Genomic DNA, 18,594 nt, shown 5'->3' on the forward strand with positions numbered 1-18,594 from the left:
TGACTTGCCGAACTTGCCGCATCGCGCAATGACGCCCGGGTAACACCGGCCTGCGCATGCTCGCCTGCACCGGCCCGGCGCCGGTACTGCGATGCCTGACGGCTCGCACGACGACCCTGATTCTTTCGGAGGTGCGTATGTCTTTCCGGCAATTTCCCGCAATCGGTGCAGATGGCGAGTCCTACGTCATCATCGAATTCCGCGACGAGCTGCAATCCCGCAACGGGCCGCAAGCCAGCACACAGCCGCACGCTGCGCCACGCTACGAACTCCCCGATGGCCGCCGCCTGCAGCGGCAGGGCCAGCGCTTCATCACCGATGGTGGCGAGTTACGGCTGTCCACGTCCTGAGACGATGTTGGTCATTTTTTACCACCCGACCGGCAACCGTTGCCGTGCAAGGGCTGCACGCAGTTATCCACATGCTTGTGCAGGTTTCATCCACACCCTGTGTGGATGAAACCGCGGTGGCAACCGCTCGGCGTCGTGCCGGGCCACACCCGGTATCTCCCTGGGCCATCGTATGCGGTTCATGCAGCCAATCCCTGATCGCCGCCGGCCACATGCCGCGGTATCGACATCGATCAGGCTCAGGCCGGCCGTGGATCATGGCTACCCGATGCGATCGGAACGCTCCAGCACCCGTCCGATCCCGCTGCGGTCGATATCGCTGGCTGCCTGCGCCAGCGCCGTGCGATCGCTGTCCGGCTCGAACCCGATGCGGAAATGCAACTCGCCGGCCGGCGTGCGCGACGAGTGGATCGACGACAGATTCACGCCGTGCTGCTCGAACACATGCAGCAGCGCACGCAGCGAACCGGGCTGGTCTTCCGGCAGGTAGACGCTCACGGTCAACGGCTCGGTGAGATCGGCCAGCAGGTAGCCCACGCGCTCATAGGTGTAATTGCCCGCAGCCAGCGACTCGCCACGTAGCGCCTGCGCGTTGTCGTCCAGAAACCGGGCGCGAAACTGCGCACGTGCCGCATCGTCGCCCTGCGCCACCAGCGCGCGCAATTCGCGCAGCTGCAGCAACAGCCGATCGAGCATCTCGCCCACGTACGGGTTGCCGAACTGGATGTCTTCATAGATCGCCGGATTGAGCGAGAGGATGCGCGCGATCACCGCGCTATCCAGCTCGAACGAGGCCGAGCGATACGGCATCAGCGCGCGCAGTTCGCCAAGCAGCGGCGCGTAGTCGCGCAAGGTGCCGGCCTGCGCCAGATGGGTGGCGTGCACCATTGCCTGCACCAGCGCCATCACGCGGTCGTGGTGCTCGGGCGTGGCGTACACGCACTCGGCCTGCAACGCGGTGCACAGCGTCTGCACCCATGCCGACCACTGCTGCAGACGTGCCTGGCAGACCACCATCACCCGCCCTTTCAAGGTGGGCGATTTGGGCGGTGCGGTCATCGGATGCAGGCCGACCACCTCGGCCGGCGATGCCAGCATCGCGGCCACCGGCGCCTGCTTGATCGAGGTGACATCCATCCACAACTGCGAGGTGGCACGCGAACCGGCAAGGTCCACATAACGCGCGATCAATGCGGCGGTGTGGCGGATCGGCGCAGAAAAAATCAGCACGTCCGCACGCTGCGCCAAGCTGGCCTCGTCCATGTCGCCGGCACCGGCCGGATCGAAGCCGATCACCTCCAGCCCCATGCGCGTGCGCAAAAACTGCGCCAGCCAGCGTCCGTAGGCGCCGGCGATGCCGACGATGCCGACCACCGGCTGCGCCATCATGCCAAGCGCTCGACCGCAAAGCGCGGCGTGGCAGCGAGTGCGGCCGGCGCAGCGGCCAGTACATCGAACTCCTCGACGCCTGCATCCAAGGTGGCTTCCAGCGCGCCATGCACGCCGCTGAGCGCATGCCCCACCGCCTGCTCGAACGGCATATCGCGCAGCAGGAAACCGATCAGCAAGGCCATCAGCACATCGCCGGTGCCGGCCACATCCACCGGCAGATGCGGCGTGGCCCAGCGATACACTGCCGTGTTGCTGACCGCCAGGGTCACCAGCTCACCTGCCGCACCGGCCACGCTGTGCGCAAGCACCCACTGCGGACCGCGCGCCAGCAATGCGCGCGCGGCAACGACGGCAGCGTCCTGCTCCAGACTCGGCAAACCGGTCAGTCGTCCAAGCTCGAACGCATTGGGCGTCACCAGCCAGGCATGCGGCAACAGCCGCTCGGCGAACACGCGCTCCAGCCCGGGTTCGACATACGGGCCGGTGTGCGTGTCACCGATCACCGGATCCAGGCAATAACGCAGCTGCGGCGCCTGCGGCAGGGTCTGCTCCAGCCAGTCGGCGAACGCCTCGCCATTGGCCAGGCTGCCGAAATAGCCGGACACCAGCATGCGCGCACGCTGCGGCAGGCCGCGCTCGGTCGCCCCCAGCAGCAGGTCGGCCAACCAGTCGGCCGGCAGGATGCGGCCGCGCAAGGTGGCGTAGAACGGCGCATTGCTCAGCAGCGTGGTCGGCACTTCCGCCACCCGCAAGCCCATCGCGCGCAACGGTGGCACCGCCGCGCTGTTGCCGGCATGGCCGTAGACCAGTTGCGATTGCACCGAGATCACATCGATCGGCGAAGGACCATCCGGGCGCTGACGCCGGCCGTGGACCAGATGACTGTCGGGGGCATTGTTCATCGCCGCATTTTACGCCAGCGCCGTGGCGCGCCACCGTCGATCGATGCGACCGTCGTCCGCTTGCCGCTGCGCCTACCACCGCCAAGCCAGTTTTCGCCAGGCCGGTCCGTACGCTGGCAGCAGGCGATATCGCCTCCGATCTGCGGGAACTCCCACCGCAAGAACGCAAATGCCGGCCCCGGGGGCCGGCATTCGTCTGGAGAACCTCGCTCAGTCGTGCAACCTTCCGGACATGCGGGAGCCGGCATCCGCTCCCACGAACCCAGAATCGCCACGCTGGCGCACTACCCCGGCAGGCCGGGCCACACCGCCCTTACGATTCCCCGTTCCCGATTCCCGGCCTCAGGACGTCATCCGATCCCAGAAACCCTTGACGCCATCGATGAACGTGGCCGACTTGGGCGAATGCTTGCGTGCATCCTCACCGGTGAACGTGGCTTCGAACTGCTGCAGCAACTCGCGCTGGTCGGCAGTCAGGTTCACCGGCGTTTCGACCACCACGCGGCAATACAGATCGCCTTCGCTGCGGCTACGCACCGAGCGCACGCCCTTGCCGCGCAGCCGGAACAGCTTGCCGGTCTGGGTTTCGGCCGGAATGCGGATTTCCGCCTCCCCGCCCAGGGTCGCCACGCGCACGGTGTCGCCCAGCGCCGCCTGCGAAATACGGATCGGCACCTCGCAATGCAGGTCGTCGCCATCGCGCTGGAAGATCGCATGCTCGCGCACGCGCACTTCCACATACAGATCGCCCGGCGGCGTTCCGGCCGGGCCGGCTTCGCCCTCGCCTGCCAGGCGGATGCGGTCGCCGGTATCCACGCCCGCAGGCACCTTGATCGACAGCACCTTGTCTTCTTCCACGCGACCGGCGCCGTGGCAGGTCTTGCACGGATTCTGGATCAGCGTGCCGCGTCCGTCGCAATGCGGGCAGCTCTGCTGCATGGCGAAGATGCCGCGCTGGATGCGGACCTGGCCGCGTCCGTGGCAGGTCCCGCACACTTCCACCTTGCCGTCTTCCGAACCGCTGCCATGGCAGGGCTCGCACTCGATCAGGGTCGGGATCTCGATGCGGCGCTCGATGCCGGCGACGGCTTCTTCCAGATCCAGTTCCAACACGTAACCGACGTCGGCGCCACGTCGCGCAGCGCGCGGACCGGCGGCGCCACCGCCGAAAATATTGCCGAAGATATCGCCAAAGATATCTCCCATGTCCGGGCCACCCGGCCCACCACCACCGCCCATGCCGTGCTCGAACGCAGCGTGGCCGTGCGCATCGTAGGCGCGGCGCTTGTTGCCGTCCGACAACACCTCATAGGCTTCCTTGCACTCCTTGAACATCGCTTCGGCAGCAGCGTCGCCGGGATTGCGGTCCGGGTGGTGCTTCATCGCACAGCGCCGATACGCCTTCTTCAGCTCCTCGTCGCTGGCGCCACGGGCAACGCCCAGCACTTCGTAGTAATCGCGTTTGCTCATAAGCCGGTATTGGGAATTCGTGATTTGAGATTCGTTGAAACGCAAAAGCGGACAGCGTGTGCTGGTCCGCCTTGGCGACGCGACGCGTAAAGGATATCGGGATGAGGATCGGCACGTTTACCGGCTGCCAATCCCCACTCCCGACTCCCAAATCACGGCTTACTTCTTGTCGTCCTTGACCTCGGTGAACTCGGCGTCCACCACGTCGTCGGCGGCCTTGGAGGCCTGCGCGTTGCCGCTGGCCGCATCGGCGTTGCCGCCCTGCTCTGCCGCGGCGGCTGCCGCGTACAGCGACTGGCCGGCTTCTTCCAGGGTCTTGCTGCGGGCCTCGATCTGCGCCTTGTCGTCGCTCTTCATGGCGGTTTCCAGATCCGACAGCGCCGCTTCCACCTTGCCGATCACATCGCCACCGACCTTGCTGCCATGCTCGGTGATCGCGGTGCGGGTGGCGTGGATCAGGCCATCGGCCTGGTTGCGGGCCTGCACCAGCTCCTGGAACTTCTTGTCTTCCTCGCGGTTGGCTTCCGCGTCGGCGACCATGCGCTGGATCTCTTCGTCCGACAGGCCCGAACCGGCCTTGATCTCGACCTTCTGCTCCTTGTTGGTCTTCTTGTCCTTGGCCGACACGTGCAGGATGCCGTTGGCGTCGATGTCGAAGGACACTTCCACCTGCGGCATGCCGCGCGGGGCCGGCTCGATGCCGGACAGGTCGAACTTGGCCAGCGACTTGTTGAAGCGGGCCTGCTCGCGCTCACCCTGCAGCACGTGCACGGTCACGGCCGACTGGTTGTCCTCGGCAGTGGAGAAGGTCTGCGAGGCCTTGGTCGGGATGGTGGTGTTCTTTTCGATGATCTTGGTGAACACGCCGCCCATGGTTTCGATACCCAGCGACAGCGGGGTCACGTCCAGCAGCAGCACGTCCTTGACGTCGCCGGCCAGCACGCCGCCCTGGATCGCAGCGCCCACGGCCACCGCTTCGTCCGGGTTGACGTCCTTGCGCGGTTCCTTGCCGAAGAAATCGGCAACCGCCTGCTGCACCTTCGGCATGCGGGTCTGACCGCCGACCAGGATCACTTCGTTGATGTCGCTGGCGCGCAGGCCGGCATCGTTCAACGCGGTGCGGCACGGCTCGATCGACTTCTTGACCAGGTCCTCCACCAGCGCTTCGAGCTTGGCACGGGTCAACTTGATGTTGAGGTGCTTCGGGCCCGAGGCATCGGCGGTGACGTACGGCAGGTTCACTTCGGTCTGCTGGCTGGTCGACAGCTCGATCTTGGCGCGCTCTGCGGCGTCCTTCAGGCGCTGCAGTGCCAACGGATCCTTGCGCAGATCGATGCCCTGGTCCTTGTTGAATTCGTCGACCAGGTACTCGATGACGCGGTTGTCGAAATCTTCGCCGCCGAGGAAGGTGTCGCCATTGGTGGCCAGCACTTCGAACTGCTTCTCGCCATCGACTTCGGCGATTTCGATGATCGACACGTCGAAGGTACCGCCGCCCAGGTCGTACACGGCGATCTTGCGGTCGCCGCCGTTCTTGTCCAGGCCATAGGCCAGGGCTGCCGCGGTCGGCTCGTTGATGATGCGCTTGACGTCCAGACCGGCGATGCGGCCGGCGTCCTTGGTGGCCTGACGCTGGCTGTCGTTGAAGTAGGCCGGCACCGTGATCACGGCCTCGGTGACCTTCTCGCCCAGGAAGTCCTCGGCGGTCTTCTTCATCTTTTCCAGCACGCGCGCAGAGATTTCCTGCGGCGCCATGCGCTTGGCATCGCTGGTCTGCACCCAGGCATCGCCGTTGTCGTGGGCAAGAATGCCGTACGGCACGTGCGAGATGTCCTTCTGCACTTCGGCGTCGGTGAACTTGCGGCCGATCAGGCGCTTCACCGCGTAGAAGGTATTCTTCGGGTTGGTCACTGCCTGGCGCTTGGCCGAGGCACCGACCAGGACTTCGCCGTCCTTGGTGTAGGCGACGATCGAAGGCGTGGTGCGATCGCCCTCGGAATTTTCGATGACGCGGGCCTTGCCGCCGTCCATGATCGACACGCACGAGTTCGTGGTGCCGAGGTCAATACCAATGATCTTGCCCATGGATACGCTCCTGATGATTCTTTAGCTGTGTCCGGCGACGCCGGGTCTGGCTGAGATGTGGGGGTGGTGCGCAGGTGTTCAAGCCACCTGCACGAATCTGCGTTTCACACAGGCGCCCGGCAGTTCAGCCGGGCGCCGCGGTTCAGTCGTGCTTGGCCACGACCACCAGGGCCGGGCGCAGCAGACGCTCGTTGAGCAGATAGCCTTTCTGGAACACCTGCACCACGTGGCCCGGGGCGATGCCCTCGGCCTCGCCCTGGCTGATCGCCTGGTGCTGGTCCGGGTTGAACGGCTGGCCGACCGGGTCGAGCAGGGTCAGGCCGTTGTCGGCCGCGACCTTGAGCAGCTGCTTGTAGGTCATGTCCAGGCCATCGCGCAGCGGGCTGGGCTCGGTGCCGGCCGCGGTCAGGCCGGCGTCCAGGCTGTCGAACACCGGCAGCAGCTCGCCCAGCAGCTTCTCGTTGGCGAACTTGCGCGCGTTCTCGACATCGCGGGCGATGCGCTTGCGCTGGTTCTCCAGATCGGCACGCTCGCGCAGGGCATCGGCCTTGACCAGCGCGATCTCGCTGCGCAGCGACTCGATCTCGGCCTTGAGCGGATCGGTCTCGGGGGGGTTCTGGGACAGGTCTTCGGAGTCGAATTCGGGGTGGTCTTGGTTCATGTGCAGTTCCCGGGCAAGCGGAACGCCCGCCCCAACGTCACCCCGTATGTGGGCGCGCGCGCGCGTTTCAAGCAAAACGATCGTATCGATCGCTGCCACTTATCGCGTGCCGGCCGGCTCCATGGCCGCACCCAGCACCTGGGCGGCGGTCTGCACCAGCGGAATCACCCGGTCGTAGGCCATGCGCTTGGGTCCGATCACGCCCAGCACGCCCAGCACCTGGCCATTGGCGGCATACGGCGCGGTGACCAGCGAGACATCGTCCAGCGACACCATGCCGGTCTCTTCGCCGATGAAGATGCGCACGCCCGGCGCCTGGATGGTGCGTTCGAGCAGCTGCAGGATCTCGCGCTTGCTGGCGAAGGCCTCGAACAGCTCGCGCAGCCGGTCCAGGTCCGACAGGTCCTGCACGCCCATCAGGCGGGTCTGCCCGGCCATCACCATGTCGTCGGCATCGGCCGGTACCAGTGCTTCGCTGGCCAGGTCCACGCTGTGCGCCAGCAGCTGCTCCATCTCGTTCTTGGCCAGGCGCAGTTCGCGCAGCAGGCTGGCGCGGATGTCCGCCAGCGCGCGCCCGGCAAATTGCGCATTGAGGTAGTTGGCCACCCGCTCCAGCTCGGCCGGCTCGTAGGCGCGGCGCGGTTCGATCACCCGGTTCTGCACCTCGTTGTCGGCAAACACCAGGATCGCCAGCACCCGGCGCGCGTCCAGGGGCACGAAATCGATATGCCGGAACGCGAACTGCGCGCGCCGCGGCGCACTGACCACGCCGACGAAATGGCTCATCGCCGACAGCATCTGCGAGGCGCTGCCCAGCAGCGACTGGGTGCCGTTGCCGCTGGCCAGCTCCGCGCGCAGGCGCCGCACTTCTTCCTCGCCCGGCGGCTGCATCTGCACCAGGCTGTCGACGAACACCCGATACCCGTGCGCGGTGGGCACCCGCCCGGCCGAGGTGTGCGGGGAACTGAGCAGCCCCACGTCCTCCAGGTCGGCCAGGATGTTGCGGATGGTGGCCGGGCTGACGTCCAGCCCCGCGTGCTGGGCCAGCGTCTTGGAGCCCACCGGCTCGCCGTCGCGGATATAGCGGGCAATCAGCGTCCGCAGCAGTTGGCGTGCGCGGGGGTCGAGCGTTGGGGACTGTGACGCGCGCATGGGATCATCCGGTGAGACTGGGCATAGATAATCTCTGGCCCTGCGGTTGGCAAGCGTCTTATTCCCTGCCCGCCGCTCCCACCCTAAGCTTGCCCAAAGCGTTCACACTCGATCCCATGCTCAGACATCTCTCCATCAAGGATTTTGCCGTCGTCCGCGCCACCGAACTGGAATTCGGGCCGGGCATGACCGTGGTTTCCGGCGAAACCGGCGCCGGCAAGTCGCTGATGGTGGACGCACTGGGCTTTCTGTCCGGGCTGCGCGCCGACAGCGGCGTGGTCCGCCACGGCGCCGACCGTGCCGAACTGTCGGCCGAATTCCAGCTGCCGGCCCAGCACCCGGGCCTGACCTGGCTGTCGGACAACGAGCTCGACGACGATGCGCAATGCCAGCTGCGCCGGATCATCCGTGCCGATGGCGGCTCGCGCGCCTGGATCAACGGCCGCCCGGTGACCTCCTCGCAACTGGCGGAACTGGCCTCGCGGCTGGTGGAGATCCACGGCCAGCACGAACACCAGGCCCTGATGGCCCGCCACAGCCAGCTCGCCCTGCTCGACGCCTACGCCCGCAACGGCGCGCAGCGCGAGCAGGTGCGCCAGGCCAGCCAGCGCTGGCAGGCCTTGCTGGACGAGCGCGATGCGCTGTCTGCGCAAGGCGATGTCTCCGACCGCATCGGTTTTCTGGAACACCAGCTGGCCGAACTGGAACGCGAGGACCTGGACCCGGCCGCGATCGCCGCGCTGGACGTCAATCACCGCCGCCAGGCGCATGCCACCGCCTTGATCGGCGCCTGCGACAGCGTGGCCCTGCAGCTCAATGGCGACGACGGCACCTGCGCGCTGGGCCTGCTGCAGGACAGCCGCCATGACCTGGCGCGCGTGGCCGAGCACGAGCCACGCCTGGGCGAGGTCGATGCACTGCTGGACAGCGCCGTCATCCAGATCGAGGAGGCGCTGGCCCTGCTCGACCGCGTGCGCGACGACCTGGAGGCCGACCCGGCCCAGTTCGAGGCGATGGAGCGCCGGCTCGGCCGCCTGCACGACCTGGCGCGCAAGCACCGCGTCACCCCGGACGAGCTGGCCGCCCAGCGCGAGCGCATGAGCCTGGAAGTGGAAAGCCTGCGCGGTGCCGACGAGCGCCTGCAGCAGCTGGACAAGCACATCGAGGCGGCAATCGGCGTCTGGCGCGGCGCGGCCAGCATCCTCAGCGCCAGCCGCACGACCGCTGCCGAGGCCTTGTCGGCCGCCACCACCACGCTGATCGGCGAGCTGGGCATGGGCGGCGGGCAGTTCCTGATCCAGCTGCAGCCGCAGGACACCCTGCGTCCGGACCCCAACGGCGCCGAGCGGGTGGAATTCCTGGTCGCCGCCAATGCCGGGCAGCCGCCCCGCGCATTGCGCAAGGTCGCCTCCGGCGGCGAGCTGTCGCGGATTTCGCTGGCGATCGAGGTCGCCGCGCTCGGACTGGACAGCGTGCCGACCATGGTCTTCGACGAGGTCGATTCCGGCATCGGCGGCGCGGTGGCCGATATCGTCGGGCAGAAGCTGCGCGCCCTGGGCGAAGAGCGCCAGGTGCTGTGCGTGACCCACTTGCCGCAGGTGGCCGCCAAGGGCCATGCGCACTATCGGGTCAGCAAGGCACCGGTGGACGGCATGACCCAGAGCGCGGTCGAACTGCTCGGCCCGCAGGCGCGCCAGGAAGAACTGGCGCGCATGCTGGGCGGGGTGGAAGTCAGCAAGGAAGCCCGCGCGGCGGCACGCAAGCTGCTGCAGAGCGCCTGAGCCGCCGGGCGTGGCGTCGGCAGAGCTCGGAGTTGCCGGGCAACCGATGGCGGCAGACGCACAAGGCGGCCGAAGCCGCCTTGTCGTTGCCGCAATGCCACTGGCGTGCCGTCAGCGCAGGCGCTTCTTGCGCACGTACAGCACCAGCGAATGCTCTTCCAGCTCGTAGCCATGCTGGGCGGCGATCTGACGCTGCAAGGCCTCGATCTCTTCGCTCTCGAACTCGATCACGTGGCCGGTATCCACGTCCACCATATGGTCGTGATGGCCGCCGCGATCCAGCTCATAGACTGCCTGGCCGCCTTCGAAATTGTGCTTCAGCACCAGGCCGGCAGCCTCGAACTGGGTCAGCACCCGGTACACCGTGGCCAGACCGATTTCGTCGCCGTGATCGAGCAACTGCCGATAGATGTCTTCTGCGCTGAGGTGGTGCTGGTTGCTCTTCTGCTCGAGCAATTCCAGGATCCGCATCCGCGGATGGGTCACCTTGAGCCCGACTTTGCGCAGGTCGTGGGTTTCCATATGTTCTCCGTTCATTGGCGATTTAGCGCCAGCTGCCATCAAACGGGTCGCGGCGACCGGCGGGAGTGTATCATCGGCGTGATTTCCTCAGCACTTAATCCCCGATGCGTAATCTCCTGCTGGTCGCCGCCGTTGCTCTTTCCACCGCTGGCTGCGGCATCATCTACAAGCAGCCGATCTACCAGGGCAATCTGATCAAACAGAATGCCGTGGAGCAACTGCAGGTAGGCCAGAGCAAGCAGCAGGTCAGCGCGTTGCTGGGTACCCCCTCGATTCCCGACCCGTTCCATTCGCAGCGCTGGGACTACACCTCCACCCAGCGCGTGGACCGTCTGGCGCGTACCGAGATCAAGAACTTCACCGTGTTCTTCGAGAACGAGCAGGTCGTGCGCTGGGAAGGCGATTATTTCCCGTCGCAGGACGAGCAGCTGGCCAAGTCGGCGCCCAAGCAGTTCGGTCGCAATCTGGCCCGCGACAAGAAGAAGCAGCGCGGCCGTTGATGCGCTTGCTCGGCGGTCTTGCGATCGCCTGGGTGTCGATCAACGCAGAAAACGCATCCCTTGAACGGATGCGTTTTTTATTTGCCTGGTCGAACCGATGTGGTTGATCACGGACGACGGTGCTGAGCCAGCGGCCGATATCCGGGGCTTCCAGTAGATGTTTTGCATCACCCTGCGCCGGTCCAGACTACCAGATGCGTTCACCCTGCTACCTGCCACCGGAACAGCTCGCTATCACGCGCACCCGCCGCGGTACTGGCAAGCCGCTACCCGTTGGGACCGGCTTTCTTGCTCGTTCCGGCACGGCGACGCCGCGCCTCCTTCGGATCCAGCAGCAGCGGCCTGAGCAGTTCGACCCGGTCGCCGTCACGCAGCACCTGATCCGCCCGCGCGACCAGCCCATGGACTGCCTGCGCCGCGGGTGGGCGGTCCGGCGCCAGGCCGGAGGCGGCAATCGCCTCGGCCACGGTGGCGCCCTCGGCCAGGTCCAGCGACACCGAACTGCAGCGGTCCGGCCAGGCCAGGACGACGTCGACGCGCATGCTCAGGTGTCGCCGCGATCGGCGACCCGCACGAAATCGTTGACCATGCGGTCGGCCAGGCCCTGAAAGCCCAGCGCCAGCGCCGGGCCCAACAGCCGCGAGCTGGTTTCCACTTCCAGGGTCAGGCTGACCTTGCAGGCGTTCTCGCCCAGCGACTGGAATTCCCACAGGCCTTCCAGCCGCTTGAACGGCCCGTCGCGCAGATGCATGACGATGCGTTCGGGGCGTTCAAGCATGTTTTCGGTGGTGAACCAGGTGCGGAACGATCCCAGCCCCAGGTCCAGCCGCGCCACGATGTGCGCCTGGTCCTGTTCAAGCACCTGCGCAGCATCGCACCAGCCGAAACGGCGCGGATAGGCGGCAACATCATTGACCAGGTCGAACATGCGGGTGGCGCTGTGTTCGACCAGGGCGCTGCGACGGATGGTAGGCATTCGCTAACTTGTGAAAGACAGAAGATCGTTTGATGACGCCGAATCGGCGACAATAGCGGCATGAGCAAGAAACCAGCCAAGGATAAAGCAAACGGCGCGACGGCCACGAAAACCATCGCGCTGAACAAGCGTGCGCGCTACGAGTACCACCTGGAAGAGCGCTACGAAGCAGGTCTGGCGCTGCAGGGCTGGGAAGTCAAGGCGATCCGCGCCGGTCGCGCCAACATCATCGACGGCTACGCCTACGTGCGTTCAGGCGAGATCTTCCTGATCGGCGCGCAGATCACCCCGCTGATCCAGGCCTCCAGCCACACCGTGCCGGTGGAACGCCGCGACCGCAAGCTGCTGCTGCACCGCCGGGAGATCGACAAGGTGTTGAGCAGCGTCGAACGCGACGGCTACACCCTGGTGCCCACCGCGCTGTACTGGAGCAACAACAAGGTCAAGCTGGAAATCGCACTGGCCAAGGGCAAGCAGAACCACGACAAGCGCGACGCCGCCAAGGACCGCGACTGGCAGCGCGACAAGCAGCGCGTAATGCGGCGGCATAACCGCGACGCGTGAGTGGCGGGGATTGGAGATTCGGCATTAGGGATTGGTAACGGCGAAGCCGCCCGCAGCCGGCGTTTGCATGGTTCCCTGCCCCGGCGAGCAACAACGCAGCGCTTACAGCCCATGCTTTTGCGAATCCCGAATCCCCAATTTCTAATCCCGACCCCAAAATCACGTCGCTCCAAGCATCCGCATCAAATTCGGCACCCCCCTGCCCTGCACATAGCGATCGCGCTGCAGGTCGGTGCAGGTGTCCAGCATCAGTTGCTTGACCCGATCCGGGAAACCGATGAACTCGCGGCGTGCAGAGAGGAATCCGGCCAGCACGCCGGAGACGTGCGGTGCGGCCATGCTGGTGCCGCTCATCTCCACCATCAAGGTGGCCGGGTCGTCCGGGTCGAAGTCGTAATAGGCCGACAGGATCTTTTCGCCCGGCGCCACCACGTCCGGCTTGCCGCGACCATCGGCGGTCGGTCCGCGCGAGGAAAAATACGACACGCCGTAGTTGTGCGGGCTGCTCTTGTGCACCGAGCCGACCACGATGGCGTCTTCCAGATTGCCCGGATCGCTGATCGACAGATCCATGTTGGCCGGATACGCATCGCCGTCGTTGCCCATCAACCACGCCAGGCCCTCGTTGCCGGCGGCCACCACCACCAGCACACCCTGCCGCCATAGCCGCCGCAGCTCGTTGCACAGCGGCGTAAAACCGCAGCCATAGCTCTCCGGATCGAAGTAACCGCCCAGGCTCAGATTGACGCCGTGGATGACCAGCTCGCCGGCGCGCTCGTTGATTGCCGCCACCTGCTGCACCGCCTTGATCATCCACGAATCGCGGCCATTGCCGGTATCGTCCAGCACCTTGAACCCGTAGAGCTGGGTATCCGGCGCCATGCCGGCGAACTCCAGCGGCTTGCCCGGATTGGCCTGCGCGTCGGCAATCACCGCGCGGCTCTGGCCGGCGATGATTCCGGCGATATGCGTACCGTGCCCATGTCGATCCAGCCGGGCGAAGGCATCGCCGTCAGCGCGTGTCAGTCGCTTGGCTGCGCCGCGGCGCGTGCAGTCCCATTGCGCCACAACCGTATCGCGCCCTCCCTGTGCGAAGAAATGCGGATGACTGGCCGCGATGCCGGTATCCAGCACCGCCCAACCGATCTGCTGGCCGCGCGCGCGATACGCGGTACGCGCCGCATCGGCATGCAGCACGTTGCCGGACACGTTGATCAACGCGCGCTTGCCGGCATCGCGCCACATGCGCCGGAATCCCAGTGCCCGGTAGCGGTCCTGCAGCGATTCGATCTCGAACCGCGTCAGCCGCGCCGACACAAACCGCTGCAGGCCATCTTCCAGCGCGATCGCCTCGTCCAGCGCGTCGCCGCTCAAGCCGGTGGTCGCGGCAGCGGCCCGGCGCAATTGCGCCAGCAGCAGCGCACGCGTGGCGGCTGGATCGTCGCCCGACACCCGCCGATCCAGCTCGATCAGCACTTCGTGCCGATGCTCGGCGCCATGCGCTTCCAGCTGCTCGCTGAGATCCTTGATCAGCACGGCGTTGGAGACCGGTTGATCGAAACCCACGCCCACCGCCTCGCGCACCGCCGCACGCACCTGCGGGATCGACAGATAGCCCGAGCCCGAATGCGCGTTGTGCTGCCAATCCGGATTCAGGCGCGCAGCCGCGAGATTCTCGAACCGCCCCTTGGCATTGGCGATGTCGTCACCGAGATCCGGATCCAGCGCGATCGGGTCGCGTGTATCGGCGACGTTGATCCAGCGCCGCACGCACGCGGGAAACGGCAGCTTGCGCGTGCCGGTCCAGCGCTTGAACATGCTGCGCACCTGCGGCAGGCCCAGGGGCGAGCCCAGGGTCAGGAACAGGCTGACCTCGCACTCGGCCGCCTGGAGCTGGCGCAACACGTCGAAGGCGATCATCGACCCCTGGCTGTGCGCGACCACCACGAACGGTCCGCCCCCCGAGCGCAGACGCTGCACCAGGCTCTCGCGCATCAGCGCCGCTCGCTCGGGGACGAAGAACAAATCGTGCACGTCCTGCAGCAGCGCGGCGGAGATCAGCCGCAGCAGCACGCGGTTGATCGCATCGATCGGGCCTTTGGCCTGCACCGCGCCCGCCACCGGAGGCGCGGGCGCGGCATCCAGCTCGTCCAGCAACCGATGCAGGTCGCTGCGCTCCTGCTCGCTCTGCGCCAGGGCGTCGGCGAGCAGATGCAGGTCCTGCTCACCGGGCACCAGCCCAAGCGTACTCAAGGCGCGCTGCACGCTCTGATTGAGCGCCGGGCCGACGTCGCGCGCATCGCAGTTGCCAGGTTCGGCAACCGGGTAGCGCTCGCGATTGACCCAGTACGCCAGGCGCGTGCGCTCGCCCATCGGCCGCCCGAACAAGGCCTTGTCCCACTGACAGCGCAACACCTCGGCCGGCGGCTTGTTGCCGATGCCATGGATGTAGATCACGGTGCGCGCCTTGCCCTGCGCGCGCGCCAGCGCGGTGCCGTGCGCCTGCTGCGGCGAAGCGCTGGCCGCGCGCCGGCGCTTGGCCGGGGCGACGCCGGTTGCGCCCTTGCGGGGCGCGCCGCCTGCCTGCCGTGGACGTGGGGGCTTGCCTGTCGCCATCGCTTCGCTCCTTGATTAGCAGACTTTTCCGCCTGATAGGACTGAAGCCACTGTAAGCGCTGCACATCTCACCACTTGTGACAGGGCGCCCCGATCCCTACACTGATCAGGTCAGCGTTTTGATGCTTTCCCCGGGGGTGCACTGGTTTCGACGGGGGTCGCGAAGTCGCTTGGCGCATGCCGAGGGGGCAGCTTTCCTCGTTAATCCAGCAGCAAACTTTTAGTTGCCAACGATGACAACTACGGTTCGGACTTCGCTATCGCCGCTTAATTGGCTTTAGTTGTAGTTCTACAGCCGCCTAAGGCGAACCCCCGAACCTACTTGTGCCCGTGCTCGTAGGTGTAGGGTCATTATCACGGAACCATCGGTAGTGGCTGCCTGTCAGCTACCGGTTAGATAAAGCAGGCTGGTTTCCAGGTGCGCTTTGCCAACCGTGCTGCCTGGGAACGAGATCCAACGGAGGGCTAAGCATGTAGTGCTGGGGATGGAGTGCTTCCGGACGGCGGTTCGATTCCGCCCACCTCCACCAATGAGCGGACCGATGAGGTCCTGGAAAGGCCGGGAACCCCCGTAAAACAAGGGTTCTCGGCCTTTTTCATGTGCGACGCAGTGCGTACGTGAACGTATCAGGCCCTGCGACGTTGGGGGTACATATTGGGGTATCTCGCCATTCGGCTGACCTTGATACCCCCAATGCCCCTGACCGACCTCGCAATACGCCGCGCCAAGCCCGCCGACCGACCGCAGAAGCTCTCAGACGGCGGCGGCCTGTATCTGATGGTCGCAGTGAACGGTGGGCGCTACTGGCGCTGGAAGTACCGGTTCGCAGGCAAAGAGAAGCTGTTGGCTGTCGGTGTCTATCCCGAGGTTCCATGGGTGGATGGGTACCGCGTGAAGGTCGTCGGATGGTTCACGAACGACGTGTTCCCGTACATCGGCGCGCGGCCGGCGGCGGAACTGGATGCCCCCGAGTTCCTGGCGGTGGCCAGGCGCATCGAGAAGCGCGGCGCCTTCGAGTCGGCGCATCGCATCATGCAGAACTGCGGCCAGGTCATGCGTTACGCCATCGCCACCGGGCGTGCCAGCCGCAACCCAGTGGCGGATCTGCGCGGCGCGCTGAAGCCGACACCGGAGCGCCATCTGCCGGCAGTGACCGATCCGGACGAGCTGGGGCCGCTGCTGCGCGCCATGGACGGCTACAAGAGCAGCCACGTCACGCGCTGCGCCCTAGTGCTGGCACCGCTGCTGTTTGTTCGTCCTGGCGAGCTGCGGCAGGCCGAGTGGTCGGAATTCGACATTGAGGCGGCCCGGTGGAACATCCCCGCCGAGAAGATGAAGATGCGGCAGCCGCACGTCGTGCCGCTCTCACGCCAGGCGCTAACTGTCCTGGCTGACCTGCAGCGGCTCACAGGCGCCGGCCGCTACCTCTTCCCCAGCACCAGGACGAAGCTTCGGCCAATGTCAGACAACGCGGTGAACGCAGCACTGCGCCGCATGGGCTACGAGGTGGGCACAGTGACCGGCCACGGCTTCCGCGCCACGGCCCGCACGATCCTCGACGAGATCCTGGGCTTTCGACCGGACATCATCGAGCACCAGTTAGCGCATTCGGTGAAAGATCCCAACGGCCGGGCCTATAACCGCACGACCCATCTGACCGAACGGGTGCGCATGATGCAGCGCTGGGCCGACTACTTGAATGATTTGCGCGCGGGTGCAGGCCGCAACAGCAACGTACGCGTTGCGGAAGATCTCAGCCGGTGAAACGCGGGCGCGCCAATCTGAGGGCATGCCGCCGCCCCTTCCCCCGCCTGCCGCTGGATCCATGTCTCCACGGACTCCGCACTGATGAGCTACAACTACGGGTCCGTGGCGCATGTGACGCCGGGCAAAATCTGGTTGTGCTGGCGCAATTACAACAGAGAGACGCCACATCGAGGCAGCGTGCGACAGGGAATGCGCTTCGCCGAGCGCTGGATAGCGGCGCGCACCGGCCTACCGACTGCGAGGAAAAGCCGCAGGAGCTGCCCTGACGATCTCAGAAGATGGCTTCCCCCTGCCGGGGCGCACGCCCGTGGTCACAAGCCCCGCCATCCGGTATCGGGGCATCACCGAGAACGAGGTGATGGCTATGGAAGGGTCTTATCTGCCTCCCAACGTACTATCCGACGACGCCTGGACATGAGGAACAGACCCGTGACAGAACGATTGGCCCACATAGAGCTGAAGCCCCTGACCTGGTCCCTTGGCATCGGCACCGACGCCACCACTGAAGCAACTTCGGCAACTGTCGGCTCTGTGCAGATGACAGCAATCGCCAGCATGTATGCCCTGGTCACCACGGACGGCCTCGACCTAGCCCCTTTCACCTGGAATGTGTCGATCACCGACCTCCTAGCGATTGGCCTGCAGCCCCCGCCGCATACCCTGGGAATGATGTCCTGCTACCCGATTGCCGGCGGCACCGAACCAGCCGCCGAGCTCGCCGCGTTCGTCACGTTGACGACAGAGGCCATGCGAAATCTCGTGAGCTCGGCGACCAACGGCTTCGTGCCTACCGCGCTCCGACTTCAGGTCCGATCGAAGCCAGGGGAAGCCACACCGGAAGGGTTTGCCTTTATCTGGGACACAAACAACGAGCCTGAAATCGAGATTGCCAGGATTGAGATCCTTACTACGCATGGCGGCATGTCGATTTCATAGCTCGCGAACTAAGATTTGAGCGGCATCGCGGCGATAGGCAAGCACCTAACACTTAGCCCTTTGTTACACTTGCGCCGTGAGCAAGACGCTCACGAAAGGCCATGCCTTTTAATTATCCAAAATGGAGTTCAGATGAAATTTTTTGTTGCCGCTTCAGCAGGCATCTTGTTCGCCGCAGCCAACTGCTCTGCCTCAGAAAAGCTCGACTACGTTGGCTTGACCGCATCGGTGGCTGCGGAAGCACGAGCTCAGCCCGCTATAGTCCCTCCAGGCGCCACCCCGATTGAGCTGGAGCGCTGGATCTTTAAAAATAATACGTTCTCGGTCCGCCCACTACCGAAAGATTATTATCAGCAGTGGGCTGGCAATCGCCAAGGCGTTTTAGGGTTTATTTCGTACACGCCATTTGAAGGCTCTCGCGTACTCTACTCGTGCGTGACGCTGGATTGGAATGACACATTTACCTCGAACGACGCGAATTGCGAAGGACAGCAACACGCAAGGGATCAGCCGATCACCGGATATATTGCATCCACGCAAATCCCGGGAACTGTACCTCTTTATCGATGCATGCGTGGTGGGCTGCAGCCCAATAACTGGGCAGATCATTTCGACACGACGTCTGCCAATTGCGAGAATGTGAAAAATCCCGCGATGGATGGGATCATCGGTTACATCTGGCTCTGATAGCAGAGAGTGTAGCAAAGTAGCTTGTGGCTAGATAAAGCCACAAATCGACCAGCACTGTAGTGCTGGTCGATTATCAGCACTGTGGCACTTAATTCCCCCGCGTGGAGTTCACTGGGCTGAACTGATCTACTTCGCACGTTACCTGGAAGTGCGGCGACGTATTTTTGTAAAGGTTGCCGGATCCAAATCGGGATAGTCGGCACGTGCCGCGGCGGCCGACTGGTTCTGC

The 18,594-nt window shown here is 65.2% G+C and carries 17 protein-coding genes and 1 other RNA gene; 8 read left to right on the plus strand and 10 right to left on the minus strand.

The features are described 5' to 3' along the window. The first annotated feature begins 137 nt into the window (after positions 1 to 137). On the plus strand, positions 138 to 350 hold the full coding sequence (locus tag C0541_RS13570) for a hypothetical protein (protein WP_115049100.1): 213 nt from the start codon (positions 138 to 140) through the stop codon (positions 348 to 350). A gap of 261 nt (positions 351 to 611) precedes the next feature. On the opposite strand, the gene C0541_RS13575 is transcribed toward C0541_RS13570, so the two are convergent. From C0541_RS13575 to hrcA, 6 genes are all read right to left on the minus strand, one after another. Beyond that, positions 612 to 1,739 carry a prephenate dehydrogenase gene (locus C0541_RS13575; RefSeq protein ID WP_115049102.1) on the minus strand — a complete coding sequence of 376 codons (1,128 nt, stop codon included), beginning with the start codon at positions 1,737 to 1,739 and terminating at the stop codon, positions 612 to 614. After that, entirely contained in the window at positions 1,736 to 2,644 is a 909-nt protein-coding gene (pdxY, locus tag C0541_RS13580; RefSeq protein ID WP_115049104.1) for a pyridoxal kinase, read from the minus strand. The genes C0541_RS13575 and pdxY overlap by 4 nt, the downstream gene beginning before the upstream one ends. A 342-nt stretch (positions 2,645 to 2,986) precedes the next feature. Continuing rightward, entirely contained in the window at positions 2,987 to 4,114 is a 1,128-nt protein-coding gene (dnaJ, locus tag C0541_RS13585; RefSeq protein WP_104583336.1) for a molecular chaperone DnaJ, read from the minus strand. A gap of 159 nt (positions 4,115 to 4,273) precedes the next feature. Further along, positions 4,274 to 6,199 (minus strand): molecular chaperone DnaK, encoded by a 1,926-nt coding sequence (gene dnaK / locus C0541_RS13590; RefSeq protein WP_115049106.1) that lies wholly within the window; start codon positions 6,197 to 6,199, stop codon positions 4,274 to 4,276. Positions 6,200 to 6,341: 142 nt separating this feature from the next. Next, on the minus strand, positions 6,342 to 6,860 hold the full coding sequence (gene grpE, locus C0541_RS13595; protein WP_010366360.1) for a nucleotide exchange factor GrpE: 519 nt from the start codon (positions 6,858 to 6,860) through the stop codon (positions 6,342 to 6,344). Between the two features lie 99 nt (positions 6,861 to 6,959). Beyond that, entirely contained in the window at positions 6,960 to 8,012 is a 1,053-nt protein-coding gene (gene hrcA / locus C0541_RS13600; RefSeq protein WP_115049108.1) for a heat-inducible transcriptional repressor HrcA, read from the minus strand. Positions 8,013 to 8,128: 116 nt separating this feature from the next. Between hrcA and recN the strand changes: the two genes are divergently transcribed. Further along, the gene (gene recN / locus C0541_RS13605; protein WP_115049110.1) at positions 8,129 to 9,793 is read left to right on the plus strand and encodes a DNA repair protein RecN; all 1,665 of its coding nucleotides are present in this window, start codon (positions 8,129 to 8,131) and stop codon (positions 9,791 to 9,793) included. A gap of 111 nt (positions 9,794 to 9,904) precedes the next feature. Here the strand turns inward: recN and fur are convergent, their stop codons facing one another. Next, on the minus strand, positions 9,905 to 10,315 hold the full coding sequence (gene fur, locus C0541_RS13610) for a ferric iron uptake transcriptional regulator (RefSeq protein ID WP_161960121.1): 411 nt from the start codon (positions 10,313 to 10,315) through the stop codon (positions 9,905 to 9,907). Positions 10,316 to 10,419: 104 nt separating this feature from the next. Between fur and C0541_RS13615 the strand changes: the two genes are divergently transcribed. Further along, on the plus strand, positions 10,420 to 10,815 hold the full coding sequence (locus tag C0541_RS13615; RefSeq protein WP_039528130.1) for an outer membrane protein assembly factor BamE: 396 nt from the start codon (positions 10,420 to 10,422) through the stop codon (positions 10,813 to 10,815). Positions 10,816 to 11,081: 266 nt separating this feature from the next. Here C0541_RS13615 and C0541_RS13620 read toward each other — a convergent pair whose 3' ends face one another. After that, entirely contained in the window at positions 11,082 to 11,357 is a 276-nt protein-coding gene (locus C0541_RS13620) for an RnfH family protein (protein ID WP_115049114.1), read from the minus strand. 2 nt (positions 11,358 to 11,359) lie between these two features. Further along, on the minus strand, positions 11,360 to 11,791 hold the full coding sequence (locus C0541_RS13625; protein WP_104583340.1) for a type II toxin-antitoxin system RatA family toxin: 432 nt from the start codon (positions 11,789 to 11,791) through the stop codon (positions 11,360 to 11,362). A 60-nt stretch (positions 11,792 to 11,851) separates the two neighbouring features. On the opposite strand from C0541_RS13625, the gene smpB reads away from it, so the two are divergent. Next, on the plus strand, positions 11,852 to 12,355 hold the full coding sequence (gene smpB / locus C0541_RS13630) for an SsrA-binding protein SmpB (protein ID WP_039520446.1): 504 nt from the start codon (positions 11,852 to 11,854) through the stop codon (positions 12,353 to 12,355). Positions 12,356 to 12,514: 159 nt separating this feature from the next. Here smpB and C0541_RS13635 read toward each other — a convergent pair whose 3' ends face one another. Next, complete coding sequence (locus C0541_RS13635; protein ID WP_115049116.1) at positions 12,515 to 14,971, minus strand: S8 family peptidase; 2,457 nt, start codon at positions 14,969 to 14,971, stop codon at positions 12,515 to 12,517. Positions 14,972 to 15,104: 133 nt separating this feature from the next. Here C0541_RS13635 and ssrA point away from each other — a divergent pair. From ssrA to C0541_RS20765, 4 genes are all read left to right on the plus strand, one after another. Further along, positions 15,105 to 15,501: a transfer-messenger RNA gene (gene ssrA, locus C0541_RS13640) on the plus strand. 104 nt (positions 15,502 to 15,605) lie between these two features. Then, entirely contained in the window at positions 15,606 to 16,736 is a 1,131-nt protein-coding gene (locus C0541_RS13645) for a tyrosine-type recombinase/integrase (RefSeq protein ID WP_115049118.1), read from the plus strand. Positions 16,737 to 17,168: 432 nt separating this feature from the next. Beyond that, positions 17,169 to 17,675, plus strand: a complete 507-nt coding sequence (locus C0541_RS13650) for a hypothetical protein (protein ID WP_238601325.1) — start codon at positions 17,169 to 17,171, stop codon at positions 17,673 to 17,675. 132 nt (positions 17,676 to 17,807) lie between these two features. After that, the gene (locus tag C0541_RS20765) at positions 17,808 to 18,362 is read left to right on the plus strand and encodes a hypothetical protein (RefSeq protein WP_153064987.1); all 555 of its coding nucleotides are present in this window, start codon (positions 17,808 to 17,810) and stop codon (positions 18,360 to 18,362) included. The last annotated feature ends 232 nt before the right edge of the window (positions 18,363 to 18,594 follow it).

Origin of the sequence: Xanthomonas arboricola, from assembly GCF_003353015.1 — a bacterium.
GTDB lineage: Bacteria > Pseudomonadota > Gammaproteobacteria > Xanthomonadales > Xanthomonadaceae > Xanthomonas > Xanthomonas arboricola_E.